The sequence below is a fragment of the Streptomyces sp. MCA2 genome (genome assembly GCF_023544705.1).
In the GTDB taxonomy this organism is placed as follows: Bacteria; Actinomycetota; Actinomycetes; order Streptomycetales; family Streptomycetaceae; genus Streptomyces; species Streptomyces decoyicus.
Genome location: NZ_JAMJFM010000007.1, coordinates 117,641 through 142,873 on the forward strand (window position 1 = coordinate 117,641; position 25,233 = coordinate 142,873).

Below are 25,233 nucleotides of genomic sequence, written 5' to 3' on the forward strand. Positions count from 1 at the left end.
CAGCGCGGGGATGGTCGTCACGGTCGATGCTGCCATGATCGCGCCCCGCTCGTTCCGGTTCGGCGCGAAGGTACGGAAGACCGGCCGCGCGAGGGCACGGTGGACTGCGCGGTGGTGCCGGTGAGGGACAGGGCGCACAGCAGTGCTGTGGGCGCGGGGCCGGAAATGACCGGCGATCGCGGGCGGGGGCGGTGCCCCGGGCCGCGCAATTCAGGGAAGATCACGGGCGGTTGCGCCCCGGCACCGGGCCGTTGCCCGCTCACGGGGCGGAAGGCAGCCGCCCACTCACTCGCCGGGAAACGGCCGCCCGCTCAACGGGCCGGGAAGCAGCTACCGCCTCACCGGGCCGGAAAGCGGCCACCGGCCCGGCCGGGCTCTCCGCCAGGTCTCCTGACGGGAATGCCGACGGGCCCGGTCCACGAGGGGACCCGGGCCCGTACCCGAGGCGGAACGCCGCCGCCTCATGACGGACGGCTGCGCCCGGCGGCTCCGCGGCACTTCGGCTCTGCGGCGGTTCTGCCGCGCTTCGGCTCTGCGGTGCCCACGCGGCGGCAACCGGCCGTGGCCGGCCGGGCGTCACGGTCTGCGGCTGCTTACTTCTTGCCGCCGTCCTTGCCGCCCTTGTCCTTGTCGCCACCGGCGCCCATGGACTCGAAGATCTCCTTGCACATCGGGCAGACCGGGTACTTCTTCGGGTCGCGGCCCGGGACCCAGACCTTCCCGCACAGCGCCACGACGGGGGTGCCGTCGAGCGCGCTCGCCATGATCTTGTCCTTCTGGACGTAGTGGGCGAAGCGCTCGTGGTCGCCGTCGCCGTGCGACACCTGCGGTGTCGGCTCTACGAGGGTCCCCGTACCTGCCCCGCGCTCGGGCTCAAGAGTGCTCATAACAGCCAAGGGTACTCACGCGCGCCGCAACCCGGGAGCGTCGGCCCGCCGCCAGGCGGAGCGCAGGACCCGCCGCCGCCCCGGCCACGCTCGGCGCGCAGCACCGGCAACCGGTGCTGCTGGGGCACCAGGGCCGGTGAGGGCCCACCGCCCCTGGAGGGCCCGCCCCGGGGAGGGTCTCCCCTAGGAAGCCACCGCCATCCCGCCCCGCGCCCCGGCCGTCAGGCCCAGCTTCGTGGCGAACGCCAGCGCGGCGTCCGGCCGGACCTCGTACCAGGAATCCTGGCCGCAGACCGCGTCCAGGAGCGTGCTGATGTCCTCGGCACCGACGCTGCGGGCCTCGGCGGCGGCGAGAAAGGCCCGGACCGCCGCCAGGGCGTCGACCTCGGTCTCCGTGCGGGCCACGAGGTCCTCGACGATGTCCCGGACCGCGTCGTCACCGGGGGCGACCCAGCTCATGGCCATCTCCAGGCCGTCGTCCGGCATCTTCTCGGGGTACGGCGCGCGGGCCCAGGCGCCGTCCTGCCACCAGTAGACGAACCCGAAGAGATTGCCCTCGGCGTCCTCGCGCAACTGCTCCCAGGGCAGCCATGCGGGGCCGCCGTCCAGGAAGTCGATCTGCCGGCTGCCGCTGTGCGTATGGCTGCCGTCCGAGTCCTGGCCGCACAGCAGGGCCCGGCCGTCCTCGAACAATTTCAGCCGCCACCAGTAGCTTCCACCGCCGTTCCAGCACTGCAATCCCAGGTCGCCCCAGGAGAATTCGTCTCCGTCGTCCATGGCGGCCGCCACTACCGCCAGCGTCGCGGCGCGCGCCCACAGGCGCTCCGGGTGATCCAGGTCCTCGGGCACGCTCGGCCTGTGCATGGCGCTCTCCCCCGCTTGTCCAGCGCGGTCCCGCCGACGCGACCGCGCACCGTCCCCTGTCGTCTCGAACGATAGCGACGGGGGCTGACAATTCCCCATGACGAAGCCGTCACAATAATCAAGTCGTCAACAAAAATGTGGCGGCTTCGGCATGACCGCCGTCCGCCGCGGCCCGGATCCCGGCCACGCCCCTCGGGCATCCGCCCGGGATCACCCCGAAACACCACCCGGCCAGGGTCAGTTCAGCGACGGATCGTCCGGATAGGTGGCCACCATCGCCAGCTCGTTGCGCTGCCGGCGCAGCACCGCGCGCCACAGCTGTTCCGGGTCGGGCGAGGAGACATCGCCGGGCTCGGACTCGACGACGTACCAGGCGCCCTCGACCAGTTCGTCCTCCAGCTGGCCCGGACCCCAGCCCGCATAACCGGCGAAGATCCGCAGGCTGCCGAGCACCGCCGCGAGGAGTTCCGGCGGGGCCTCCAGATCGACCAGGCCGATCGCGCCGTGCACTCTGCGCCAGCCCAGCGGCTCGTCACCCGATTGGACGCCCGCCCGGTCCGCGGCCGGTGCGCCGGCCGTCTCCGCGCCGTCGCCGTTGGCCAGGGCGCCGCTGTCCACCGACGGGATACCGCCCTCACCGGACAGCCCGCCGGGCACCACGGCCACCCCGAGCGCCGAGTCCAGCGACACCGGGCCGCCCTGGAAGACCACCCCGGGCTCGCCGGCCAGCGCGGCCCAGGGCGCGAGGATGTCGGCGACGCCGACCGGCGTGGGACGGTTGAGGACCACGCCGAGGGAGCCCTCCTCGTCGTGGTCGAGGAGCAGCACCACCGCGCGGTCGAAATTCGGATCGGCGAGCGCGGGGGTCGCGACAAGAAGCCGCCCTGTGAGCGAGGACACCTCGGTCATGGCCACATGATCCCGCACTTCTGCCCGGAGCGGGGAGTCAACGCCCGGACCCGGCCGAGAGCAGGGCAGGGCGTACGGCGGCAGCACCGGCGCACAACGTCGGCGCCGGATAGGCCATTCAAGACATTCCCCCGCATTTTCAGTCAAAAGGCGATTACAGATCAAAGGCGGATCGTAGCGGAGCGTGTTGTGACAAAGCCATTACATGCACAGAGGCTGCACGGGCCTACGGACTCACCCCCGCCCGCCCTTACCATTTCAGCTTGGCCCCTGCCCGTCTCCAGGAACGCGAGATCCATGACCGTCTCTACTGACGACGTACTGCTTGTCCACGGCGGCACCCCGCTCGAGGGCGAGATCCGGGTTCGCGGTGCGAAGAACCTTGTGCCGAAGGCCATGGTCGCCGCCCTGCTCGGCAGCGGCCCCAGCCGGCTGCGCAATGTGCCCGACATCCGCGACGTACGCGTGGTGCGCGGGCTGCTCCAGCTGCACGGCGTCACGGTGCGCCCCGGTGACGAGCCGGGCGAGCTGATCCTCGACCCGTCGCACGTGGAAAGCGCCAACGTCGCGGACATCGATGCACACGCGGGCTCCTCACGGATCCCGATCCTCTTCTGCGGCCCGCTGCTGCACCGGCTCGGCCACGCCTTCATCCCGGGCCTGGGCGGCTGCGACATCGGCGGCCGCCCGGTCGACTTCCACTTCGACGTGCTGCGCCAGTTCGGCGCGACGATCGAGAAGCGCGCCGACGGGCAGTACCTGGAGGCCCCGCAGCGTCTGCGCGGCACCAAGATCCGGCTGCCGTACCCGTCGGTCGGCTCCACCGAGCAGGTGCTGCTGACCGCCGTCCTGGCCGAGGGCGTCACCGAGCTGTCGAACGCCGCCGTGGAGCCGGAGATCGAGGACCTCATCTGCGTATTGCAGAAGATGGGCGCGATCATCTCCATGGACACCGACCGGACGATCCGGATCACCGGTGTCGACAAGCTCGACGGCTACACCCACCGCGCCCTCCCGGACCGCCTGGAGGCGGCCTCCTGGGCGTCCGCGGCGCTGGCCACCGAGGGCAACATCTACGTCCGCGGCGCACAGCAGCGGTCGATGATGACCTTCCTCAACACCTTCCGCAAGGTCGGCGGCGCCTTCCAGATCGAGGACGAGGGCATCCGCTTCTGGCACCCGGGCGGCCTGCTCAACGCCATCGCCCTGGAGACCGACGTCCACCCCGGCTTCCAGACCGACTGGCAGCAGCCGCTGGTCGTCGCGCTCACCCAGGCGTCGGGCCTGTCGATCGTGCACGAGACGGTCTACGAGTCCCGGCTCGGCTTCACCTCCGCGCTCAACCAGATGGGCGCGCACATCCAGCTCTACCGGGAGTGCCTGGGCGGCTCCGCCTGCCGCTTCGGGCAGCGCAACTTCCTGCACTCCGCGGTCGTCTCCGGGCCCACCAAGCTCCAGGGCTCCGACCTGGTCATCCCCGACCTGCGCGGTGGCTTCTCGTACCTGATCGCGGCGCTGGCGGCGCAGGGCACCTCCCGGGTGCACGGCATCGACCTGATCAACCGCGGCTACGAGAACTTCATGGAGAAGCTCGTCGAACTGGGCGCCGACGTCGAACTGCCGAACGGCGCACTGCCCAACTGAGGCGGGACAACGGCCGGCTGAGGCTGGTGCAGTGCCCGGCCGAGGTCGGCGCACTGCCCGCCCGGGGCCGTGGGACATCGCGCGGCTGAGGGCGGCGCACCCGGCTGAGGTCGGTGCGCTGCCCGGCCGAGGGTCGGCGTGCTGCCCGGCTGAGGGGTCGGCGCACCGCCCGCCTGACGGCTGAGGGAGCCGTTTCCACCGCTCCCCCACCCCACCCGCACACCCGCCCCTGCCGGTGGAGAACCCCACCATGAGACCTCTGGCAGGCCGGATGTTCTCCGCCCCGGCCCGCTCTTACGGTCGGGCCATGTCAATCACGCAACGTCGGATGACGCGCCGGACAGCGGCCGTCCTTTCTGTCGCGCTCTTCACGGCGCTCTTACCCTCCGGGTCCGGAGCGGTGGCCGCCGCCCGGACCTCCCCGCTGCAACGCGATGCCGACGCGCTGCGGGACGCCGGTGTCACCGGAGTATCGGTCCGGCTGGAAACGCCCCGTGGGGTGCGTACCGTCCGCAGCGGAATGGGAGATCTCGGCACCGGGCAGCCGCCGCCCACGGACGGGTACGTGAGGATCGGCAGCAACACGAAGACGTTCGTCGCGACCGTGCTGCTCCAACTCGTCGGCGAGGGTCGGCTGTCGCTCGCCGATACGGTGGACAAGTGGCTGCCGGGCGTGGTCCGCGGCCACGGGAACGATGGCCGCCGGATCACCCTGCGCCGGCTGCTCCAGCACACCAGTGGACTGCCCGACTACGTCAACGACGTCGTCCCGGACCCCAGCGCTGCGGGGTACCGCCACCACCGCTGGACCGTCCACACCTCCGAGCAGCGCGTCGCCTTCGCCATGAAGCATCCGCGCTCTTTCGACCCCGGCGCGCGCTGGGAGTACTCCAACACCAATTACGTCGTCGCCGGCATGGTGATCAAGGCGGCCACGGGCCACTCGTGGGAGCGGGAGGTCCAGGACAGGATTCTGCGGCCGCTGCGGCTGACACACACCCTCACGCCCAGAAACCGGCCGTTCCTGCCCCGCCCCCATGCCCGCAACTACCAGCAGTTCGAGCCCGGCGGGCCGATGACCGACACCACGGTCGCCTACCTCCCCTTCGACGGGGATGCGGACGGATCGATGATCAGTACGACGGCGGACACCGACAGGTTCTTCGCGGCGCTGGTGCGCGGGCGGCTGCTGGCCCCCGCGCAGCTCGCCGAGATGCAACGGACGGTCGAGGTCACCGAGGGCCACGGCGGCCCCCAGGGAACCCGCGACGGGCTCGGCCTCCTCTGGATACCGCTGTCCTGCGGCGGCGGGTACTGGGGGCACAGCGGCACCGGGTTCGGCTACGTGGTGTGGCCCGGCGTCACCCCGGACGGGCGGACCGCCGTCACCGTCTCCGCGCACAGCCGCCCCGGGGACAACGACACCGCCCTGCGCCAGATCCGGGGCATCACCGACCTCGTCGACCACGCCTTGTGCGCCGCGCGGGACGCCGGAACCCGGTGACGTCTTCCGGCCATCGGGGCACCGCGCCGGTCCCGGTGACCTGCTCCGGGCAGCGGGCCACCGCACCGAACCCGATGCCCCCTCCGGACAGCGGCCCACCGCGCCGGCCCCGATGACCTCACCCGGGCAGCAGGCCTCGGCGCCGGACCCCATGCCCCCTCCGGGCAGCAGGGCTCCACGCCACCCCCACGTCACGGCCCCGGCCCCAAGCCCCACCCGCGCGCCCTGCCTCCCCTCCCCCCGGAGGGGAGCCAGGGCGCGCGGCGTATCGCGGGGACGGAGCGGGACTCCGTACCGCGAAGCCCAGTTCAGCCCTCCGCCACCAGCACCGGCTTCTCGTGCGGGGTGACCGTGCACCGTGCGCCCGGTGTCAGGCCGTCCGCCTCCCAGCTGGGGACATCGGCCTTGAGCTGGACGCCGGTCTCGGTGGTCAGATGCAGACGGGTGGTGGCGCCCAGGAAGGTCGCCACCCGTACGGTCGCGGACATCCCCTCCGCGCCCGCGTCCGTACGGATGGCGAGGCCTTCCGGCCGGAGCAGTACGTCGACCGTACGGCCCTCGGTGCCCGGCTCCGCCCCGTGGATCGGCAGGCGGCGGCCGAACAGTTCCACCACCCCGCCGTCCCGGACGGTGCCGGGCAGGCGGTTCATGGTGCCGACGAACTCCGCGACGAACGGTGTCGCCGGGCGCTCGTACAACTCGGCGGGTGCGGCGCACTGTTCGAGCCGTCCGCCCTGCATCACGGCGACGCGGTCCGCCATGGACAGCGCCTCTTCCTGGTCATGGGTGACGAAGACGGTGGTGATGCCGAGTTCGAGCTGGATGCGGCGGATCTCCTCGCGGAGGCTGAGCCGCACCTTGGCGTCGAGCGCGGAGAGCGGTTCGTCGAGGAGGAGCACGCGCGGCCGGACGGCGAGCGCGCGGGCCAGGGCGACGCGCTGCTGCTGGCCGCCGGAGAGCTGGTGCGGATAGTGGTCCTCGCGGCCGGGCAGGCCGACCAGTTCCAGCAGTTCCCCGGCGCGGGCGGTGCGTTCGGCGGTGGAGGACTTGCGGACCCGCAAGCCGTAGCCGACGTTCTGGGCGGCCGTCATGTTGGGGAAGAGGCTGTACGACTGGAAGACCATGCCGATGTCGCGGCGGTGCGCGGGGACGTGGGTGACGTCCTGGCCGTCCATGGTGAGCTCGCCGCTGTCGGCGGTCTCGAAGCCCGCGATGATGCGCAGCGCGGTCGTCTTGCCGCAGCCGGACGGGCCGAGCAGGGCGACCAGCTCGCCGGGCGCGATGTCCAGGTCGAGGCCGTCCAGCGCGGTGGTCGCGCCGAATTTCCGGCGCAGCCCCTTGAGTTGTACGGGTACGGTCATGACGTCTTCCTTTGCCGGCGGGTACGACGGGTCCGTCCGCCCGCCAGGAGGGTGAGCAGAAGCAGCAGGCCCCAGGTGAGGAAGAGGCTCAGCATGGCGGCGGCCCCGGCGAGTTCGGCCTCCTCGTTGCCGACCTCCACCATCCACACGGCGAACGGCCGGTAGCCGAGCACGGAGGCGACGGTGTATTCGCCGAGCACCATGGCCAGGCTGAGGACCGCGCCGCTGACGACGGCGGGCCGCAGATTCGGCACGACCACCCGCCACAGGGTCATCAGCCGTCCGGCGCCCAGGCTGCGGGAGGCCTCGACCAGCGTCTTGAGGTCTACGGCGCGCAGTCCGGCGTCCAGCGAGCGGTAGAGGAACGGCAGCGACATGACGGTGTAGAGCAGGACGAGGACGAGCGGGAAGTTCTCGTTCTGGATGACCATCAGGGTCTGGTAGAAGGGCGTCCGCGCCAGGCCGGGTGCCCAGGACAGCACCGTGTTGACGCCGGCGACCAGCGCGATCGGCGGGACGACCAGCGGCGTCATGCACAGGATCTCGACGAGCGGGCGCAGCCGGGGCAGCCGCAGGTGGACGACGACCATGGCGGGGACGACCAGCAGCAGGCCCAGCGCGACGGTGGCCAGGCCCAGTTCGACGGAGAGCTGGAGGCTGCCCAGCATGTCGCCGGAGACCAGATGGCCGGTGTAGACGTCGAGGGAGAAGCCCTTGACGGGGTCGTCGACGGTGAACCAGAGGGACGCGGCGACGGGGATCGCGAAGTAGAGGAACGCCACGAGGAGGACGGCGAGGCGTCCGTAGGGGCGGCGGCCGCGGACCGGGGGTGCGGGCCGCTGCCGGGGGGCGCGGTCCGAGGGCGGTGCCACGGGCGGCTGCGCGGCGGTGGTCATCCCAGCCATCGGGCACTCCTGCGCTGTAGCGGTATCTGTACGGCCATCACCAGCAGCGCGATGACGACCATGTTGAGGCTCATGGCGAGGGCCAGGTTCTCCTGGCCGACCAGGACGTTTCCGGCCAGTGCGTTGGAGATCTGCACGGTGATCAGCGGCACCGAGCTGCCGACCATGACGGCGGCGGTGGCGTGCGAGGCGAAGGCGGTGCCGAAGAGCAGCACCGCGCCGCCGAGCAGCGAGGGCAGCAGCACGGGGATGCCGATGTGCCGCCAGAACTGGCCGCGGGTGGCGCCGCAGGAGGCGGCGGCCTCCCGCCACTGGGTGCGCAGTCCGTCGAGCGCGGGCAGCACGGTCACCACCATCAGCGGGACCATGAAGTAGAGGTAGGCCAGCACCAGTCCGGCGGTGGTGTAGAGGCTGAAGCCGGTGCGGTCCAGGGACAGCAGCCGGGTGAGGGTGCCGGTGGTGCCCAGCGTCGCGACGAACGCGAAGGCGAGCGGGGCGCCGGAGAAGTTGGCGAGCACGCCGGAGGCGGCGACCACGGCGCGGCGCAGGGCGGGGCGCCGGGACCCGACGACGGCCTGGGCGATGAGGGTGCCGAAGAGCGTCGCCAGCACGGCGCAGATCAAGGAGAGCTGGACGCTGCCGCCGAGGCCGGTGGCGTAGATGCCCTTCAGCGACTGGCGGACGTTGTCGAGGGTGGCGTGGCTGTGGCCGGTGGCCGGGTCGGTGGCGGTGAAGGCGCCGTACACCAGGGCGCCGGCCGGCAGGCCGAAGCACAGGGCGAGGAAGGCGAAGAACGGGACGACGGCGGGCCAGTGGAGGCGGCCGGTTCTGCGGGGCGGGCGGCCGGGCGGGCCGGCGGCCGTCGTGGGTCGGTCACTCATGCGCGGGAGGTCTCCAGGGGGCGGGGAGGGAGGTGAGTGGGGGTCAGCCGACGGCCTTGCCCCAGCCCTCGTTGATGGCCACCTTGGCGGCGTCCTCCTGTTCCGGTGTGGGGAACCGGGGGGTGCCGTGGACCTCGGGGAGGCGGGCGGCGGCCTTCTTGTCGGCGGTGCCGTCCTTCTCCATCCGGTCGAGGAGGGCGGGCCGGGAGTAGCCCCGCAGCCAGATGTTCTGGCCCTGGGGGCTGTAGAGGAATTCGAGCCACAGGCGGGCGGCCGCGGGGTGCGGGGCGTAGGCGTTGACGCCCTGGTTGTAGTACTGGGAGTACTGGCCGTCGGACGGCACGGTGACCTGCCAGTCGACGCCCTTGGCGGTGAGTTCCTTGCGGTAGCCGAGGTTGAGGTAGTCCCAGTCGAGGGAGATCGGCGTCTCGCCCTTGCGGATGGTGGCCGGTGAGGACTCGACCGGCACGAAGTTGCCGCGCTGCTTGAGCTTCTTGAAGAACTCCAGGCCGGGCCGGACGTCGTCGAAGGAGCCGCCGTTGGCGAGCGCGGCGGCGAAGAGCGCGGAGAACGCCGAGGACGACTCGGCCGGGTTGCCGTTGAGCGCGACCTTGTTGCGGTACTCCGGCCGCAGCAGTTCGGCGAGGGTCCTGGGGCACTTCTTGACGGCCTTGGCGTCGCAGCCGATGGAGATGTAGCCGCCATAGTTGTTGAGGTACGAGCCGTCGGCCTGTTTCTGCGCGCGGGGGATGCCCGACCAGCCGGTGACCTTGTACGGCGCGAGCAGCCGCTTGCCCTGGGCGTTGCGCATGAACGCGGTGCCCAGGTCGAGGGCGTCGACGGCGCGGTCCTGGCCGCGGCGCTTGTCGGCGGCGCCGAGGGCGAGCTGGCTGGTTCCGCCGGGGTTCTCGTTGTTGACCTCGATGCCGTACTTCCGCTCGAAGGTCTTGATCATCTCGCCGTAGTTCGCCCAATCGGGGGCCAGCGCATAGACGTTGAGCCGGCCCTCCTTCTTGGCCGCCTTGACGAGCGCGTCCATGCCGCCGAGGTCCGCCGCCGACCGGGCGGTGGCCGCCTTGCCGGTGACGGCGGCCGGGGCATAGCCGCAGCCGCCGGCGGCCGTGGCGGCCGCAAGGACCGCGATGCCGACGGCGAGCGCCCGGCGCACGGGGGCCGGTCGGGGTCGCTTCACTGGTTACTCCTGGATCTTTGGCAGCCCACCTGTATGAACAAGCTGCCGTCAGTAAGCCCCGTCAAAGTAACCGCAAGAGGGACTCGAAATAAACCCCTGGCGACATAAAAACCGCAGGTCATAAGCGTTATAATGGAAAAGGTTTAGAGTCTGGCGCAGTGGTAAGACGCATACCCCGTGACTGCGTGGATATCTACACCTGTGCACAGCTGACCCGATCGTTCCGACCCTGTCCGCAGCCCCGGAGCCAGACCGCCGGCCACGTCCTGACCTGGCCGCGAGGAGTCCTGTTGACCCGACGCCACCAGCAGATCGCCGAGGCCCTGCGCCGGGAGATCACCGACGGGCGGCTCCCGGTGGGCAGCGCACTGCCCTCGGAGACCGAACTCGCCGCCGCCCACGGCGTCTCGCGCGGCACGGTCCGCCAGGCGCTGGCCGCGCTGCTCGCCGAAGGCCTGATCGGCTCCCGCCAGGGCGCCCGGCATCTCGTGCTGAGCACCGCGCCCAGCCAGAGCTTCACCGAGCTGCGCAGCTTCGCCCAGTGGGCGCGCGCGGGCGGCCACACCCCCGGCGGCCAGGTCCTGGAGAGCGCCCGCGGCACCGCCGACCGGGAAGAGGCCGCGCTGCTGCAACTGGCGCCGGGCGCCGAGGTGCTGCGGGTGCTGCGGCTGCGGACCCTGGACGGCGAGCCGGTGTTGCTGGAGCGCACGGTCTACGCGGGCTGGATCGCCGAGGCCGTCGAGGAGCTGCCGGCCGCCTGCGAATCGGTCACCCAGGCTCTCCTGGACTCCTGCGGCCTGGTTTTCGCCCACGGCGAGCACCACTTGGACGCCCTCGCGGCGGGCACCGTGGACGCCCGGGAGTTGCGGGTGCGACGGGGCAGCCCGTTGCTGCGCGTACGCCGTACCACCACCACCGCGGAGGGCCGCCCGGTCGAGACCTCCGACGACCGCTACCGCCCCGGCGCGGTGGTCTTCACCGTCCGCAACTCCACCCAGGCCAACCCGCTGGCCCGCACCCAGGCCGAGTGACCCGGGCGCCCCGCCCCGCCCCTGCGCCTCGCCCCCGACACCACAACGCGCCAACGCCCTCACGCCCTCACCAGCGAACTGCGAGCCCGCCGATGCCCGTGATCCCCCCGCCGCCCGCCCGCACGCTCCCCGCGGCCCTGCTGTGCGACATGGACGGCACTCTCGTCGACACCGAGCACCAGTGGCTGGACGCGGTGGCCGGCTTCCTGCGGGAGCAGGGCCTGGCGGCCACGGACGAGGTGCTGGCGGACTTCGCCGGGGCCCCGGTGGACACCGCCGCCGAGCGCCTGGTGCACACGTACGGGGTGCGCCTCGGTGTCACCCGGACGGCTGCCCGGCTGGACGAGGACTTCACCGCCCGGGTCGCGTCCGGCGTCACCGTCCAGCCGGGTGCGCTGCGGCTGCTGGACCGGGCGCGGGGGCTGGGCATCCCGGCCGCCCTGGTCACCGCCTCCGAGCGGCATGTCGCCGATCTGGTGCTGCGCACGCTCGGCGCGCACCGCTTCGCGCTGTCGGTCACCTCGGGCGAGGCGCCGCGCGGCAAGCCGCACCCGGACCCCTATCTGGCCGCCGCGGCCGGTCTCGGCGTCGATCCCGCGGACTGTCTGGCCGTCGAGGACACCCCCACGGGCGCCGCGGCGGCGCTGGCCGCGGGCTGCCGGCTGCTGGCCGTACCGAGCGTGCCGGGCATCGTGCCCGGTCCCCGTACGGCCGTGGTCGCCTCTCTGGAGGACGTGGACCTGGCGGACTTCCCGTTCCCCCGGCCCGCCTGATCCCGGCGGGCACAGGCCGCTCCGGACGGGCGCAGGCCGCTCCGCGCGGCAGCCCCCGGGCGGGCCCCGGACGGAACCCCCCGGGCCGGACCCCGTGACAGGACCCCGTGGCACACGAAAAGGCGGCCATCCCTGGGAGGGATGACCGCCTTTTATGCCGTTCTGGGGGTGTTACTTGCCCTTGGCGGCTTCCTTGAGCTTGGAGCCCGCGGAGACCTTCACGCTGTAGCCGGCCGGGATCTGGATCGGGTCGCCGGTCTGCGGGTTGCGCGCGGTGCGAGCGGCACGGTGGGTGCGCTCGAAGGTCAGGAAGCCGGGGATGGTGACCTTCTCGTCGCCCTTGGCGACGACCTCGCCGACCACCTCGGCGAGGGCGGCCAGAACGGCGTCGGCGTCCTTGCGGGTCACCTCGGCGCGATCGGCCAGAGCGGCCACCAGCTCACTGCGGTTCATGTTTGTACTCCCGTGTTCTTCTTGCCAATGAGGCGTGAGATCGAAGCCGATGCTGCCAGGGTCCTCGGACAGTCCCCGGACCCGGGTCTGGTGCCAGACCCTCGCGCCCGATTACGCATCCTGCCCCCACCTGCGGCGGTAAAGCCAATCCGGCACCCAGGAGGGTCACACGAAAAGCGCCACTGCCTCGTTAGTGGTGACGCTCCGTATCATTCCCGCTCCGGGCCGGCCCCACAGGGCGGCGGTCGCTTGCTGCCCGCCACCCTATGGGGGCCCCAACGGCGGCGTGTCCAGCGACGCGCCGTACTCAGACCGCCGTGGCAGCCGTCACAGCCGGGTCGCCGCTCTTCGCCGCTTCCCGGACCGCTCCGGCCACCGCGCCCGCGACCTTCTCGTTGAAGACGCTGGGGATGATGTAGTTCGGGTTGACCTCGTCCTCCAGGACGACATCCGCGAGGGCGCCGGCCGCGGCCAGCATCATCTCGGTATTCACCGTACGGGAGTGTGCGTCCAGCAGGCCGCGGAAGACGCCGGGGAACACCAGGACGTTGTTGATCTGGTTCGGGAAGTCCGAGCGGCCGGTGGCCACGACGGCGGCGGTCTGCCGGGCGACGGCCGGGTCGACCTCCGGGTCGGGGTTGGCGAGTGCGAACACGATCGCGCCCTCGGCCATCTTCGAGACGTCGTCGCCGTCCAGGACGTTGGGCGCGGAGACGCCGATGAAGACGTCCGCGCCGACCACGGCCTCCTTGAGGGTGCCGGTGACGCCCTCCGGGTTGGTGTTGTCGGCGATCCAGCGCAGCGGCGAGTCCGGGTCGGCGTCGACCAGGTCCGTACGGCCGGCGTGCACCACACCGTGGATGTCGGCGACGACGGCGTGCCGGACACCGGCCGCGATCAGCAGTTTGAGGATGGCCGTACCGGCCGCACCGGCGCCGGACATCACGACCCGGACGTCCTCGGTCTTCTTGCCGACGACGCGCAGCGCGTTGGTGAGCGCGGCGAGCACCACGATGGCGGTGCCGTGCTGGTCGTCGTGGAAGACCGGGATGTCCAGGGCCTCGCGCAGCCGCGCCTCGATCTCGAAGCAGCGGGGGGCGGAGATGTCCTCCAGGTTGATGCCCGCGAAGCCGGGGGCGATGGCCTTGACGATCTCCACGATCGCGTCGGTGTCCTGGGTGTCCAGGCACAGCGGCCAGGCGTCGATGCCGGCGAAGCGCTTGAAGAGGGCCGCCTTGCCCTCCATGACGGGCAGGGCGGCCTTGGGGCCGATGTTGCCGAGGCCGAGCACCGCGGAGCCGTCGGTGACGACCGCGACGCTGTTGCGCTTGATCGTCAGCCGGCGGGCGTCCTCGGGGTTGTCGGCGATGGCCTGGCACACACGGGCGACGCCCGGGGTGTAGATCATCGACAGGTCGTCACGGTTGCGGATGGGGTGCTTCGACGACATCTCGATCTTGCCGCCGAGGTGCATCAGGAAGGTACGGTCGGAGACCTTGCCGAGCGAGACGCCCTCGATGTGGCGCAGCTGCTCGACGATCTCGTCGGCGTGGGCCGTGGAGGTCGCCGCGATCGTGACGTCGATGCGGAGCTTTTCGTGTCCGGACGCCGTGACGTCGAGGCCGGTCACCGAGCCTCCGTGGGACTCTACGGCCGTGGTGAGCTGGGAGACCGCGGTTCCGCTCGCGGGCACCTCCAGCCGGACCGTCATCGAGTAGGAGACGCTGGGCGCCGTTGCCATGGCCGACTTCCTCTGCTTTCACCGTGTCGCTGGATTGCCGTCCGATCGTCGCACCTACCGCGCAGTACGCGGTAGCCGCCCCGCATTGCGAACATTTTGTTCGCGAGCGCCGACGCCTTCGGAAAACGACTTCCACCATACGAGAAATTGCCTACGCAGCAAAGAGGCCCACATCACCAGGTGATGTGGGCCTCTCGGAAGTCATGACACCGACCCGCCATGCTCGCCTCGCGGCAAGTGGTCGCTCGTAGCGACGATGGTTGGGCCCGGGGGCTTGGATCGGGCCGGTGCCGTCACCAAGGCTAACAAACCAACCCCGGAAGCGAATCCCGTCCCGCGGGGCCGATTTCAAGACCCCTCGTACGGCGGCGCGCAGCGCCCGGCCGAGGCCGCCGTACGGGTGCCGGCACGCGCCGGCGCGCGGTCAGTCCCGCAGCAGGTCGGGCACTCCGGCCGCGTCCGGCTCGTCCCGTCCGGCCGACAGCACGGTCAGCTGCTGGGTGGCGCGGGTCAGCGCCACGTACAGCACCCGCAGGCCGGCCGGGGACTCGTCGGCGATCTCGGCCGGCGAGACCACCAGCGTGGCGTCGTACTCCAGCCCCTTGGCCTCCAGGGAGCCCAGCGCCACCACCCGGTCGCCGAGCGGGGCGAGCCAACGCCGGGCCTGCGCCCGACGGTTCATGGCCACCACGACGCCGACCGTGCCGTCCACCTGGCCCAGCAGCCGCTCCGCCTCGGCCACCGTGGCCTCGGCCAGCGCGGCGTCGTCGGGGGGCCCGGCCTTCCGGTCCCCGTCCGCGACGCAGGCGAAGCGCGGTTCGAGGCCCGTGGAGCGGACCGCCTTCGGCGACTCCATACCGGGCATCGCCAGCGCCAGCACCCTGGCGGCCAGCGCGGCGATCTCCGCGGGGTTGCGGTAGTTCACGGTGAGCGTGAAGCGGCGGCGCGGGCGGGTGCCGAGCGCCTCGTCGCGGGCGACGGCGGCCTCGTCCGGGTCGGACCAGGAGGACTGCGCGGGGTCGCCGACGACCGTCCAGGTCGCCTGCCGGCCGCGGCGGCCGACCATCCGCCACTGCATCGGCGTCAGGTCCTGCGCCTCGTCGACGATGACATGGGCGTAGTCGGTGCGCTCCTCCTCCAGCCGCTCGCGCCGGCTGCGGCCGCCGCCGTTGCGGTCCGCGTAGGTCGAGAGCTCCTCCAGGCCGGTCAGATGGTCCAGCGGATCGGCCTCGCGCGGCCGGGGCGGGCGCAGCGGGGCGCCGAGAACCATCTGGAGCTCGTCCAGCAGCGCGACATCGTGCACCGACAGCGGGCCGTGCCCCGTGCTGTCCAACCGGCGCAGGGAGCGGGCCAGTTGGCGCACCTCGCGCTGGTTGAGGAGGCGGCGCGCCCAGCGGCCCAGCAGACGCTCGTCGGCCATCGCGGCGAGCACCCCGCGCGGGGACAGCTCGGGCCACCAGGCGTCCAGGAACTCCTGGAAGTCGGTCTCGGTGGTGATGTCCTCGTCGAAGCCCTCACGGGCCTCGGCGGCCAGTTCGGGGTCGGTGTAGCGGCGGGCCGCGCCGGACTTGGTCCACAGGGCGTCCAGGATCAGCCGGCGGGCGCGCGGGCGCAGCAGATTGACCGGTGCGGTGCCGCTGAGCGCGGACTGCCGGATGGCGTGCAGCTCGTCGGCGTCCAGCTCGATCCGGCCGCCGAAGGCGACGACCCGCAGCCGGGCGGGTGCGGCCGGGGCGGGCCGGGAGGGTCTGGAGCGGGTCCGGCGGCCGTTGCGGGCACCGTCGTCGCCGTTCTGCGCGGGCGCGGTGAAGAGGTCCTCCAGGGACAGCTGGGCGTCCCCGCCCGCCGCCCCGTCGGCCTCTTCCGGCGCCGCGGCCGCGGGGGCCGCCAGCTCCAGCGCCCCGCGGGCCGCCTTGCGCAGCAGCTTCTGCATCCGCGACGAGCCCTTGATACGGGACACCGCCGGCGGGTCGTATGCGGTCGCCTCGGCGCCGTCCACGAGCGAGCCGAGCGCCCGGATGGCGACCTGGCCCTCCTCGCCGAGCGAGGGCAGCACGCCTTCGGTGTACGCGACCAGCAGCGGCGTCGGGGAGACGATCAGGATGCCGCCCGCGTAGCGCCGCCGGTCCTGGTAGAGGAGGTAGGCGGCGCGGTGCAGGGCGACCGCGGTCTTGCCCGTGCCGGGGCCGCCCTCGACCTCGGTGACGGAGGCGGCGGGCGCCCGGATCACCAGGTCCTGCTCGGCCTGGATGGAGGCGACGATGTCCCGCATGGTGTGGCTGCGGGCCCGGCCCAGCGCGGCCATCAGCGCACCGTCACCGACCGCCGGCAGCTCCTCGCCGTCCAGCGTGGCGGTGACCTCCGGGCGCATCAGGTCGTCCTCGACGCCCAGGACCTTACGGCCCTTGGAACGGATCACCCGCCGGCGGACGACCCGGCCGGGGGCGACCGGGGTGGCCCGGTAGAAGGGCGCGGCGGCCGGCGCCCGCCAGTCGATGACCAGCGGGGAGTACTCCGCGTCGAGCACGCCGAGACGGCCGATGTGCAGCGTCTCGGCGATCGCGGCGCGGTTGTCCTCGATCGCCCCGTCGGCGGGTTCGAGGGAGGTGAAGGCGCCGTCCGGGCCCTTCTTCCCGTCCTTGCCGAGGAGCAGGTCGATCCGGCCGAAGAGGAAGTCCTCGTACTCGGAATTCAGGCGGTGGAGATGGGCGCCGGCCTGGAAGACCTGCGCGTCGCGCTCGGCGAGCGCGCCGGGCGTGCCGACCTGGCCGCGCTTGGCGGCGTCGTCCATCAGGAACTCTGCCTCGTGGATCTTTTCCTCAAGGCGCCGGTAGACGCGGTCCAGATGCGTCTGCTCGGATTCGATCTCACGGTCGCGAACGGAATCCGAAGCGTGATCCGGTGCGTGCGTGGCGTTGTGCGCGGCCACCCAGGCCCCCTTCTGCTGTGCGTAGGGCAGCCGTCAACCGTACGCGAACCAGGCACCGCGCGCACCTGGTGAAAGGGACAAAGCCGGGCGAGTTTGGTCGGATGTTGACTCAAGGCTTTACGTCGGGCGTGCCCCGGTCGTGGGGATCGCCGATCGTCGGCATGGCGGTCCTTGACGGGGCGCCCCGTGCCGTACCCGGCCCGGGGCGTCGCCCGCCCGCCTCAGACGTCCACCTTCGCCAGTTTCTTGCCGTCCTGCGTGTTGATCTCGAAGTGGTCGATATCGCCGCGGTTGAAGCCCGCGCCGCCCGCCGCGTACAGGGGCTCGCGATTCCACTTCATGGCGCCGTCCGGGATGCCGTAGCCCCCCTTGGGCACCGCCCAGGTGGTGACGGTCTGCCGCTTGCCGTCCTTGCCGACGGCGACCAGGTCGCAGGTGAGCGGCCCCTTGACGTTGGCGAGCTCCAGGACGACCTGGGTGCCCCAGGGCCGGGCCTCCATGGAGACGCCCGCCGAGACCTTGGTGTCCGGGTCGACCGAGTTCACCTTCTCGCCCGCCGCGTACTGGGCCCGGACGGCGTTCGCCAGCGGCGGCGCCGGCTTCTCCTCGGGGGCCTGGGGCTTCAGGGAGAGGGCAGCGACCGGCCCGCCGACGATCAGCACGACCGCCGCGGCGACCAGGAACAGCCGGCGCCGGGCACGGCCGCGCCGGGTGGCGGCGACCTCGCCCATCAGCCCGTCCAGCAGCCCCGGGCCGGGCACGGCCGTGATGGTCTGCGGGGTCGGGGCGGACTGCTTGAACTCGGCCAGTACCGGTGACAGGCCCATGAGTTCTTCGAGTTCGGCCGCACACTGGTGACAGCCGACGAGATGCGCCTCGAACCGGTCGGCGTCGGCAGCGTCCAGGACGCCCAGCGCGTAGGCGCCGACGTCGGTGTGCTGCGTGGGCGGGTTCACTCCGTCACTCCTCGTTCCTCTAGCGAGAGTCTCAGGGAGCGCAGCGCGTAGAACACCCGGGACCGCACGGTCCCGGCCGGTACGCGCAGCACCTCCGCTGCCTCGTTGACCGTACGTTCCTTGAAGTACGTCTCGACGAGAGCCTCTCGATGGGCCTGGCTCAGGTCGCTCAGTGCCTCCGAAATCGTCATCATGCGCAGTGCCCGGTCGATGACGTCGGCGGCCGGCATCGTCTCCAGAGGGGTCGGATCGACCTCCTGGGGTCTTGCCTTCCGGCTGCGGTGCCCGTCGATGACGATCCGCCGTGCGACGGTCACCAGCCAGGGTCGTATCGAGCCGGTAGCCCGTTGCAACTGGTCGGCGTTGCGCCAGGCGCGCACCAGCGTCTCCTGCACCACGTCCTCCGCGCGGTGCCGGTCGCCCGCCACCAATCGCAGGACGAAGGCGAGAAGCGGGCCCGCGTGATCGTCATAGAGGGCTCGCATGAGCTCCTCGTCAGGTGTCGTCCTGTCTGCCACGACGGCATCCTTACGCACTCCAACTCCCGGGTCGATAGCCCAGATCGCCCAAGATCGCCGGGGGACCCTGCCATGAATCGGACTTGCGGTGAGGAGTACGGACGGGACGGGCGGGTTACTCAGAGTTCGGCAGAATATTTTTCCGCGCCGGGCACGGGGCCCTGACCAGCGCTTCCGTTCTGCGCCCGGCGCACCGTCGTGCGCCTGCGGTGCCGCGCCACCCGCTCCCGGTTGCCGCACACCTCGCTGGAGCACCAGCGGCGGCGCCGGCCGCGCGATGTGTCCAGATACACCAGGGTGCAGCTCTCGCCCTCGCACTGGCGCAGCTGTTCGCGGGCCACCTCGTCGGTCAGCAGCCCGACCGCGTCCCGGGCCACCGCGGCCAGCAGCCCGGCGCAGTCGGGCGGGCCGGGGAGGGCGCGGGCCAGGGTGCCGTCGGCGGCGCGTACCGCGCGCGGGGCGGGCGGCTGCCCGGACACGGCCGCGGAGTTGAGCAGCGCCAGATCGGCATCGGACGCCCCGCCCCGCAGCTCGTCGTGCACCAGGCGGCGCACCAGCTCCCGCAGGGCGCGGAAGCGGCCGACCCAGCCGGCGTCGAGGCCGTCCAGCGGGGTGCCGCGCGGCACCAGCCCCGCCCCGACCAGCCAGGCCCGCAACTGGTCGGGGCCGGTGAGCCGTTCGGCGGGGGCGCCGCCGGTCGTGGCCGCCAGGTCCAGGCAGATCCGCCCGCAGTCGAACCGCAGGTCGCAAGGCGTCGCCATGTGCCTGTCACTCCTTAGGGACCAAACGTGTGTGCTCCCAGAGTGCCCGGCGCGCGGGCCCGCCGGAACCCTCCGGAAGCGGTCACTCCATGGAGGCACCGCACGTAGACACGGCAAGTAGACTCTCTGCGTATACATCTCATGTATAGTCCGCGGCGCGGCGGTCAGCGGGCCCCCGGCCCGCCGCATGCCGCAGCGCTCCCCGCCCCTCCAGGACGAAGGTCTCCATGTCGCGCAAGTCCCTGCTCGCGAACCGCGCCAGCCTGACCCACAAGATCGGGTACGCGGTCCGCCATCCGGCCAGGATCACCCCGTACGTCAAGCGCACCGCCCGCGACACCTGGCTCCGCCTCAAGCACCCCGACCACGTCGCGTACTACCGGGCGGTGATGGCCTCCGACGCCGGCCGCAACCCGGAGGCCGCGGTCGGCAGCCGCAGTCATGACCGCTGGCTGGCGCTGGGCGAGATGCAGTTCGACTACCTGGCCGGGCACGGCCTGGCGCCCGGCCACCGGATGCTCGACATCGGCTGCGGCAATCTGCGCGCGGGCTGGCGCTTCATCGCCCATCTGGACACCGGCAACTACTACGGCATCGACATCTCGCCGGACATCCTGATCTCCGCGAAGCAGACCCTGACGACCTACGAACTCCAGGACAAACTGCCGCACCTGACCCTCACGCACGACCTGAAGCTGGACTTCCTGCCGTCCGCCCACTTCGACGTCGTCCACGCGCACAGCGTCTTCTCGCACTCACCGATCGGCGTCATCGACGAGTGCCTCGCCCATGTCGGCCGGATCCTGGCCCCCGGCGGCTTCTTCGACTTCACCTTCGACCGCACCGAGGGCGCCGAACACCAGGTGCTGCGCGAGGACTTCTACTACCGGACCGAGACCCTGCTGCAACTGGCCCGTGGGCACGGTCTTCAGGCGCGGTTCATGGAGGACTGGGAGAAGCGGCCGCACGGCCAGTCCAAGATCCGCGTGAATCACCCGGAGTAGGGCCGGTCCGAGGGATCGATCATGGCCGAAAGTAGCCGCCCCCGGGCCCGACGGAACGGCCCCGGACCCGGCCCGGCCCTCGCGGGGCCCGGCCGCTCCCCCGCCGTACTTGTCGGCGTCCGCCGCTCCCCGCCGTACTTGCCAGTGTCTTCCGTCTACTCCCCGCCGTACTTACCCGCGTCCGCTACTCCCCGCCGTACTTGTCCGTGTCCGCATGCGGGTCGAGCGACAGCCGGTAGCCGCGCTTGACGACCGTCTGGATCAGCTTCGGCGCGCCCAGCGCCCCCCGCAGCCGGGCCATCGCGGTCTCCACCGCGTGTTCGTCCGTGCCCGACCCCGGCAGCGCGCGCAGCAGCTCCGCGCGCGAGACCACCCAGCCGGGGCGGCGCGCCAGCGCACGCAGCAGCGCCATCCCGGCCGGCGGCACCGGCCGCAGCGCCCCGTCCACCACGACGGCATGCCCGCGGATCTCCAGCTGCCGCCCCGCCACCGGCAAGGTCCGTACCCGGCCCGGGAGTTCACGGCACAGCAGCTGCACCAGCGGCCCCAGCCGGAAGCGCTCCGGCTGGAGCGTGGGAATGTCCTCCGCCTGGAGCGGCAGCGCGGTCACCGGCCCCACGCACACCGACAGCACCTCCTGCCGCAGCGCCGCCAGCACCTCCTCGCGGATGCCGCGCTCCCCCGCCCGGCGCAGCAGCGACGCGGCGGCCGGCGCGCTGGTGAACGTCACCGCGTCCAGGGCGCGCGACACCACCGCGTCCAGCAGCCGGTCGACCGGCCCGATGTCCTCCGGCGGCATCCACCGGTACACGGGGACGCCGACCACCTCCGCACCACCGGCCCGCAGCGCCTCGACGAACCCCGGCAGCGGCTCCCCGTGCAGCTGTAGGGCCACCCGGCGCCCGGAGACGCCCTCCGCCAGCAGCCGGTCCAGTACCTCGGCCATCGACTCGGAGGCCGGCGACCACTTCTCGGTCAGCCCGGCGGCCCGGATCGCGCCGCGCACCTTGGGCCCGCGCGCCAGCAGCTCCACCCCGGCCAGCCGGTCCAGCAGCGCCTCGCCCAGGCCCCAGCCCTCCGCGGCCTCGACCCAGCCGCGGAAGCCGATGGCGGTGGTGGCCACGACGACATCGGGCGCCTGGTCGATCAGGTCCCGGGTCACGTCGAGCAGCTCGGTGTCGTCCGGCAGCGGGACGATGCGCAGCGCGGGCGCATGCATCACCTGGGCGCCGCGCCGCTCCAGCAGGGCGCCCAGCTCCTCCGCCCGCCGGGCCGCGGTCACCCCGACGGTGAACCCGTCCAGCGGCCGGACGGCCGGTTCCGCCTCCGGCGCCGTCCGCTCCTGCTCGCTGTGCTCCTGCTGCTGATCGTGCATGGTCGTCCCGCTCCGCCCAGAGTGGTGTTGCCTCGTGCTCCCGTACCGCCGCGGCTCGGGCGGCACCGAATACCAGGGTGTCAAGGTGCCAAGGTGTCAACGGCACGTGACGGTCCCGGTCCTCCAGTATTTCCCCGCGGTTACGGCGGCCGCCTGCCCACCCGTACGACGCCCCGTGCGCCGGCCGGTGCACGGGCAGCGGCGGTACGGGTGGGCAGGGCGCGGCGGCCCGATACGACGGCCCCGCGCCCCTCCCCCCGGCTCACACCTCCGCGTACACCGCCTGCCGCTCCCCGTCCACGGCCACCGCATCCGCCCCGTCCGCCCCGTCCGCCGCCTGCGCCGCACGCCGCCCGCGCGCCGCGGGACGCAGGTACACGCCCCAGGTCACCGCCCCGCACACCACGTAGCAGGCCAGGAACGACACGAACGCCGGGGTGCCCGATCCGGCCACCAGGAACGACTGCCGGAAGGCCAGATTGATGCCCAGCCCGCCGACCGCGCCCACCGCCCCGATCAGCCCCATCGCCGCCCCCGACAGCCGCCGTCCGTATACCGCGGCCGCCTCCCCCGCCAGCCCGCGCCGCAGCGCCTGGGCCTGGAAGATCCCCGGGATCATCTTGTACGTGGAGCCGTTGCCGAGCCCCGTCAGCACGAACAGCGCGATGAACCCGACGAGGAACACGGGCAGCGAGCGCACCGCCGAGGCGTAGATGACGACCCCGGTGGCCAGGCCCATCGCCACGAAGTTGCCCAGGGTGATCCGGGCGCCACCGAACCGGTCCGCCAGCCGCCCGCCGACCGGCCGGATCAGCGACCCCAGCAGCGGCCCGATGAACGTCAGCGACGCGGCCTGGAGCGGCGTGCGCGCGAACTGGTTCTGGAGCACCAGCCCGAAGGCGAAGCTGTAGCCGATGAACGACCCGAACGTGCCGATGTACAGCAGCGACATCACCCAGGTGTGCGGCTCCCGCGCGGCGTCGAGGGCAGCCCCGGTGTCGTTCGTCACCGGCGCCAGGTTGTCCATGAACAGCGCCGCGAGCACCGCCGCGAGGACGATCAGCGGCACATAGACGGCCAGCACGATCCGCGGATGCGCGGCCCCCGCCGTCCCGATCACCAGCAGCCCCAGCAGCTGGATCACCGGCACGCCGATGTTGCCGCCACCGGCGTTCATCCCCAGCGCCCACCCCTTCTTCCGCAGCGGATAGAAGGAGTTGATGTTGGTCATCGACGAGGCGAAGTTCCCGCCGCCGACCCCCGCCAGCGCCGCGACCAGCAGGAACGTCGTGTACGACGTGCCCGGCTCCATGACCACCGCCGCCACCGCGACCGGCACCAGCAGCATCGCCGCGCTGATCACCGTCCAGTTGCGCCCGCCGAACCGCGCCACCGCGAAGGTGTACGGCACCCGCAGCGCCCCGCCCACCAGCGTCGGCATCGCCACCAGGAAGAACTTCCCGGCCGGATCGATCCCGTACTCGGGCCCCATGAACAGCACCATCACCGACCACAGGCTCCAGATGGAGAACCCGATGTGCTCGGAGACCACGGAGAAGGCCAGGTTCCGCCGCGCGACCCGCTCCCCCGTCTCCCGCCAGAAGCCCTCGTCCTCCGGGTCCCAGTGCTCAATCCAGCGGCCGCCCCGCCTCGTACGACCCTCGATACAGCCGTCGGCAGGGGTGTCGTCAGGGGTCTCGTCTGAGTTCTCGCTACGGGTATCTGCTGCCGCGGCCGTCATCGCGCCTCCAGGGTTCAGGTCCTGCTCCCTGACGCTAGGGACGACGGGTTTCCGTACCGTGCCGCCCGGTGACGGGGACGCAACCTTGCACTCACGGGGTGGGGCGGTGGGCGGTGAGGGCGGGCGGGGCGGGCACCTCGTCACACGGCGAACTCACACCAGACGATCTTGCCGGGCAGCCGCTCCCCCACGCCCCACTTGTCCGCCAGCCCCTCCACCAGCAGCAGCCCGCGCCCGCCCTCGTCCACCGGCCCGGCAGCCGTACGCACCCGCGGCCACCCGTCCCCGCTGTCGTGCACCTCCAGCCGCAGCACCCCGCCCGCGGGCGGCCACACGTACAGCTGGAACCCGCGCCCCGGCGGGACCCCGTGGCGCAGCGCGTTCGTCGCCAGCTCGCTCACACACAGCAACACCGCCTCCGCCCGCTCCCCGACGCCCCACTCCACCAGCGCCGCCCGCACGAACTCCCGCGCGAGCGGCACCGACCGCCGCTCCCGCCGGTAGAACCGCTCGCGTGGAAAGGGAAGTTGAGTCTCTGCGTTCATGCGACGACGGTCGCAGTGAGTAACTACGCTCCACAGTGGGTGAACCCGTACACGTGGTGAGTACGGGCGCACGCACGGTCACCGGCACCGAAGTACGGGGAGTGCAACGCCATGCAGCCGCGAACCAAGCCCAAGAACCGACACTCCGCAGCCATGGAAGTCATCGGCGCCCAATTAGCGCTGTTCCGCATCAACGCCGGCCTCACCCAGCGCAGCCTCGGGGAGCGCACCACCGCCTCCGAGGAGACCATCGCCTCCATCGAACAGGGCAGGCGCGCCCTGATGCCGCATCTCGCCACCGAGTTCGACCAGCTCCTGAACACGGGCGGGGCGCTGGCGGCGGGCGTGGCCAAGCTGCCACCGAAGGAGAAGTACCCGATCTGGGCGGAGGGCTTCATGGCCCACGAGCGGAAGGCGATCAGCCTCTGCACGTACGAAACCGTGGTCGTCCCAGGGCTACTGCAAACCGACGAGTACGCACACGCCACATTCCGCTGCACGGTACTCCCACTCGGAGAGGAGGAGACCGAACGACGCGTGGCTGCACGCACAGAGCGACAAGCCGTGCTGCGCCGCGAGCAGCCGATGTGCGCCAGCTTCATCCTTTTCGAGGCAGTCCTGCTCGGTCGCCTGGGGGGTCGCGACGTCATGCAGCGGCAGATCCAGTATCTGCGTGACTGCGCAGCCCTACCTGGCGTTTCGATTCAAGTCCTCCCCCTGAACCGCGAAAGTCACGCCGGTGTCTCCGGCCCGTTCGTGATCCTCGAAACACCTGACTATGAGCAGTTGGCATATACAGAGTCGCACCGCGGCAGTCAGCTGATTTCTGACCAGGATGAGGTCAGCGCTCTGGTCCATAAGTATGGAATGCTGCGAATGCAGGCCCTCAGCGCAGAGGAAACCACGGGCCTGCTGGACCGGCTGCTAGGAGAGCGATGACCCATCTGACGTGGTTCAAGTCCAGCTACAGCAGTGATGAAGGCGGCGCCTGCCTCGAAGTGGCTTACGACTGGCACAAGTCCAGCTACAGCACCGAAGAAGGCGGCAACTGCCTGGAAGTCGCCTACACCTGGCGCAAGTCCAGCCACAGCGGCGACGAAGGCGGCGCCTGCGTAGAGGTCGCCGCCCACCCCACCACCATCCACGTCCGCGACTCCAAGGACCCCCGGGGCCCCCACCTCGACTTCTCGCCGGGCGCCTGGGCCTCGTTCACCTCGTACGCCGCACGTAACGCTGCCGCCACAGCGGCCCCGTAACCG

23 protein-coding genes are annotated in these 25,233 nt (G+C 71.9%); 7 read left to right on the forward strand and 16 right to left on the reverse strand.

The features are described 5' to 3' along the window. Positions 1-593 precede the first annotated feature (593 nt). From M8I34_RS07990 to M8I34_RS08000, 3 genes are all read right to left on the reverse strand, one after another. On the reverse strand, positions 594-887 hold the full coding sequence (locus M8I34_RS07990) for a DUF3039 domain-containing protein (RefSeq protein WP_026169910.1): 294 nt from the start codon (positions 885-887) through the stop codon (positions 594-596). 183 nt (positions 888-1,070) lie between these two features. Continuing rightward, entirely contained in the window at positions 1,071-1,751 is a 681-nt protein-coding gene (locus M8I34_RS07995) for a hypothetical protein (RefSeq protein ID WP_244414567.1), read from the reverse strand. A gap of 237 nt (positions 1,752-1,988) precedes the next feature. Further along, the gene (locus M8I34_RS08000; RefSeq protein ID WP_244414566.1) at positions 1,989-2,660 is read right to left on the reverse strand and encodes a YqgE/AlgH family protein; all 672 of its coding nucleotides are present in this window, start codon (positions 2,658-2,660) and stop codon (positions 1,989-1,991) included. Positions 2,661-2,957: 297 nt separating this feature from the next. Between M8I34_RS08000 and murA the strand changes: the two genes are divergently transcribed. Together murA and M8I34_RS08010 are read left to right on the forward strand one after the other, a co-directional pair. Then, positions 2,958-4,304, forward strand: coding sequence for a UDP-N-acetylglucosamine 1-carboxyvinyltransferase (murA, locus tag M8I34_RS08005; protein WP_053208913.1), 1,347 nt, complete (start codon positions 2,958-2,960; stop codon positions 4,302-4,304). A gap of 307 nt (positions 4,305-4,611) precedes the next feature. Then, positions 4,612-5,808: a serine hydrolase gene (locus tag M8I34_RS08010; RefSeq protein ID WP_250048548.1), complete on the forward strand. Its 1,197-nt coding sequence runs from the start codon at positions 4,612-4,614 to the stop codon at positions 5,806-5,808. A gap of 308 nt (positions 5,809-6,116) precedes the next feature. Here M8I34_RS08010 and M8I34_RS08015 read toward each other — a convergent pair whose 3' ends face one another. The 4 genes from M8I34_RS08015 to M8I34_RS08030 are packed head-to-tail and all read right to left on the reverse strand — an operon-like array spanning position 6,117 to position 10,147. After that, the gene (locus M8I34_RS08015) at positions 6,117-7,169 is read right to left on the reverse strand and encodes an ABC transporter ATP-binding protein (RefSeq protein WP_250048549.1); all 1,053 of its coding nucleotides are present in this window, start codon (positions 7,167-7,169) and stop codon (positions 6,117-6,119) included. Beyond that, positions 7,166-8,074 (reverse strand): ABC transporter permease, encoded by a 909-nt coding sequence (locus M8I34_RS08020; RefSeq protein WP_250048550.1) that lies wholly within the window; start codon positions 8,072-8,074, stop codon positions 7,166-7,168. The genes M8I34_RS08015 and M8I34_RS08020 overlap by 4 nt, the downstream gene beginning before the upstream one ends. Beyond that, on the reverse strand, positions 8,062-8,955 hold the full coding sequence (locus M8I34_RS08025) for an ABC transporter permease subunit (protein WP_250048551.1): 894 nt from the start codon (positions 8,953-8,955) through the stop codon (positions 8,062-8,064). Before M8I34_RS08025 ends, M8I34_RS08020 begins: the two co-directional genes overlap by 13 nt. A gap of 43 nt (positions 8,956-8,998) precedes the next feature. Continuing rightward, the gene (locus tag M8I34_RS08030) at positions 8,999-10,147 is read right to left on the reverse strand and encodes an extracellular solute-binding protein (protein WP_374210871.1); all 1,149 of its coding nucleotides are present in this window, start codon (positions 10,145-10,147) and stop codon (positions 8,999-9,001) included. A gap of 290 nt (positions 10,148-10,437) precedes the next feature. On the opposite strand from M8I34_RS08030, the gene M8I34_RS08035 reads away from it, so the two are divergent. Continuing rightward, the gene (locus M8I34_RS08035) at positions 10,438-11,178 is read left to right on the forward strand and encodes a GntR family transcriptional regulator (protein WP_250048552.1); all 741 of its coding nucleotides are present in this window, start codon (positions 10,438-10,440) and stop codon (positions 11,176-11,178) included. Positions 11,179-11,270: 92 nt separating this feature from the next. Beyond that, positions 11,271-11,951 (forward strand): HAD family phosphatase, encoded by a 681-nt coding sequence (locus M8I34_RS08040; RefSeq protein WP_250048553.1) that lies wholly within the window; start codon positions 11,271-11,273, stop codon positions 11,949-11,951. A gap of 171 nt (positions 11,952-12,122) precedes the next feature. Here the strand turns inward: M8I34_RS08040 and M8I34_RS08045 are convergent, their stop codons facing one another. The 6 genes from M8I34_RS08045 to M8I34_RS08070 form a co-directional block, all read right to left on the reverse strand. Then, the gene (locus tag M8I34_RS08045; RefSeq protein ID WP_030083433.1) at positions 12,123-12,404 is read right to left on the reverse strand and encodes an HU family DNA-binding protein; all 282 of its coding nucleotides are present in this window, start codon (positions 12,402-12,404) and stop codon (positions 12,123-12,125) included. Between the two features lie 307 nt (positions 12,405-12,711). Continuing rightward, positions 12,712-14,145: an NAD-dependent malic enzyme gene (locus tag M8I34_RS08050; protein ID WP_030986825.1), complete on the reverse strand. Its 1,434-nt coding sequence runs from the start codon at positions 14,143-14,145 to the stop codon at positions 12,712-12,714. Positions 14,146-14,569: 424 nt separating this feature from the next. Then, complete coding sequence (locus M8I34_RS08055; protein ID WP_250048554.1) at positions 14,570-17,074, reverse strand: UvrD-helicase domain-containing protein; 2,505 nt, start codon at positions 17,072-17,074, stop codon at positions 14,570-14,572. Between the two features lie 221 nt (positions 17,075-17,295). After that, entirely contained in the window at positions 17,296-18,030 is a 735-nt protein-coding gene (locus M8I34_RS08060) for an anti-sigma factor (protein WP_030986822.1), read from the reverse strand. Then, positions 18,027-18,566, reverse strand: a complete 540-nt coding sequence (locus M8I34_RS08065) for a sigma-70 family RNA polymerase sigma factor (protein WP_088797889.1) — start codon at positions 18,564-18,566, stop codon at positions 18,027-18,029. Before M8I34_RS08065 ends, M8I34_RS08060 begins: the two co-directional genes overlap by 4 nt. Before the next feature lie 101 nt (positions 18,567-18,667). Continuing rightward, positions 18,668-19,309, reverse strand: a complete 642-nt coding sequence (locus tag M8I34_RS08070; protein WP_250048555.1) for an ABATE domain-containing protein — start codon at positions 19,307-19,309, stop codon at positions 18,668-18,670. A gap of 227 nt (positions 19,310-19,536) precedes the next feature. Between M8I34_RS08070 and M8I34_RS08075 the strand changes: the two genes are divergently transcribed. Next, on the forward strand, positions 19,537-20,313 hold the full coding sequence (locus M8I34_RS08075) for a class I SAM-dependent methyltransferase (protein ID WP_250048556.1): 777 nt from the start codon (positions 19,537-19,539) through the stop codon (positions 20,311-20,313). 184 nt (positions 20,314-20,497) lie between these two features. On the opposite strand, the gene M8I34_RS08080 is transcribed toward M8I34_RS08075, so the two are convergent. The 3 genes from M8I34_RS08080 to M8I34_RS08090 form a co-directional block, all read right to left on the reverse strand. Continuing rightward, the gene (locus M8I34_RS08080; protein ID WP_250048557.1) at positions 20,498-21,688 is read right to left on the reverse strand and encodes a uroporphyrinogen-III synthase; all 1,191 of its coding nucleotides are present in this window, start codon (positions 21,686-21,688) and stop codon (positions 20,498-20,500) included. A 262-nt stretch (positions 21,689-21,950) separates the two neighbouring features. Continuing rightward, on the reverse strand, positions 21,951-23,429 hold the full coding sequence (locus tag M8I34_RS08085) for a NarK/NasA family nitrate transporter (protein WP_250048558.1): 1,479 nt from the start codon (positions 23,427-23,429) through the stop codon (positions 21,951-21,953). A gap of 140 nt (positions 23,430-23,569) precedes the next feature. Then, on the reverse strand, positions 23,570-23,974 hold the full coding sequence (locus tag M8I34_RS08090) for an ATP-binding protein (protein WP_250048559.1): 405 nt from the start codon (positions 23,972-23,974) through the stop codon (positions 23,570-23,572). 153 nt (positions 23,975-24,127) lie between these two features. Between M8I34_RS08090 and M8I34_RS08095 the strand changes: the two genes are divergently transcribed. After that, positions 24,128-24,913 (forward strand): helix-turn-helix transcriptional regulator, encoded by a 786-nt coding sequence (locus M8I34_RS08095; RefSeq protein ID WP_250048560.1) that lies wholly within the window; start codon positions 24,128-24,130, stop codon positions 24,911-24,913. After that, complete coding sequence (locus M8I34_RS08100) at positions 24,910-25,230, forward strand: DUF397 domain-containing protein (protein WP_250048561.1); 321 nt, start codon at positions 24,910-24,912, stop codon at positions 25,228-25,230. The genes M8I34_RS08095 and M8I34_RS08100 overlap by 4 nt, the downstream gene beginning before the upstream one ends. The last annotated feature ends 3 nt before the right edge of the window (positions 25,231-25,233 follow it).

Coding starts and splice junctions, on each gene's coding strand:
- murA (WP_053208913.1), top strand. CDS start 2,958: ATGACCGTCTCTACTGACGACGTACTGCTTGTCCACGGCGGCACCCCG.
- M8I34_RS08050 (WP_030986825.1), bottom strand. CDS start 14,145: ATGGCAACGGCGCCCAGCGTCTCCTACTCGATGACGGTCCGGCTGGAG.
- M8I34_RS08090 (WP_250048559.1), bottom strand. CDS start 23,974: ATGAACGCAGAGACTCAACTTCCCTTTCCACGCGAGCGGTTCTACCGG.
- M8I34_RS08095 (WP_250048560.1), top strand. CDS start 24,128: ATGGAAGTCATCGGCGCCCAATTAGCGCTGTTCCGCATCAACGCCGGC.
- M8I34_RS08025 (WP_250048551.1), bottom strand. CDS start 8,955: ATGAGTGACCGACCCACGACGGCCGCCGGCCCGCCCGGCCGCCCGCCC.
- M8I34_RS08085 (WP_250048558.1), bottom strand. CDS start 23,429: ATGACGGCCGCGGCAGCAGATACCCGTAGCGAGAACTCAGACGAGACC.
- M8I34_RS08070 (WP_250048555.1), bottom strand. CDS start 19,309: ATGGCGACGCCTTGCGACCTGCGGTTCGACTGCGGGCGGATCTGCCTG.
- M8I34_RS08080 (WP_250048557.1), bottom strand. CDS start 21,688: ATGCACGATCAGCAGCAGGAGCACAGCGAGCAGGAGCGGACGGCGCCG.
- M8I34_RS07990 (WP_026169910.1), bottom strand. CDS start 887: ATGAGCACTCTTGAGCCCGAGCGCGGGGCAGGTACGGGGACCCTCGTA.
- M8I34_RS08040 (WP_250048553.1), top strand. CDS start 11,271: ATGCCCGTGATCCCCCCGCCGCCCGCCCGCACGCTCCCCGCGGCCCTG.
- M8I34_RS08010 (WP_250048548.1), top strand. CDS start 4,612: ATGTCAATCACGCAACGTCGGATGACGCGCCGGACAGCGGCCGTCCTT.
- M8I34_RS07995 (WP_244414567.1), bottom strand. CDS start 1,751: ATGCACAGGCCGAGCGTGCCCGAGGACCTGGATCACCCGGAGCGCCTG.
- M8I34_RS08100 (WP_250048561.1), top strand. CDS start 24,910: ATGACCCATCTGACGTGGTTCAAGTCCAGCTACAGCAGTGATGAAGGC.
- M8I34_RS08020 (WP_250048550.1), bottom strand. CDS start 8,074: ATGGCTGGGATGACCACCGCCGCGCAGCCGCCCGTGGCACCGCCCTCG.
- M8I34_RS08015 (WP_250048549.1), bottom strand. CDS start 7,169: ATGACCGTACCCGTACAACTCAAGGGGCTGCGCCGGAAATTCGGCGCG.
- M8I34_RS08045 (WP_030083433.1), bottom strand. CDS start 12,404: ATGAACCGCAGTGAGCTGGTGGCCGCTCTGGCCGATCGCGCCGAGGTG.
- M8I34_RS08000 (WP_244414566.1), bottom strand. CDS start 2,660: ATGACCGAGGTGTCCTCGCTCACAGGGCGGCTTCTTGTCGCGACCCCC.
- M8I34_RS08075 (WP_250048556.1), top strand. CDS start 19,537: ATGTCGCGCAAGTCCCTGCTCGCGAACCGCGCCAGCCTGACCCACAAG.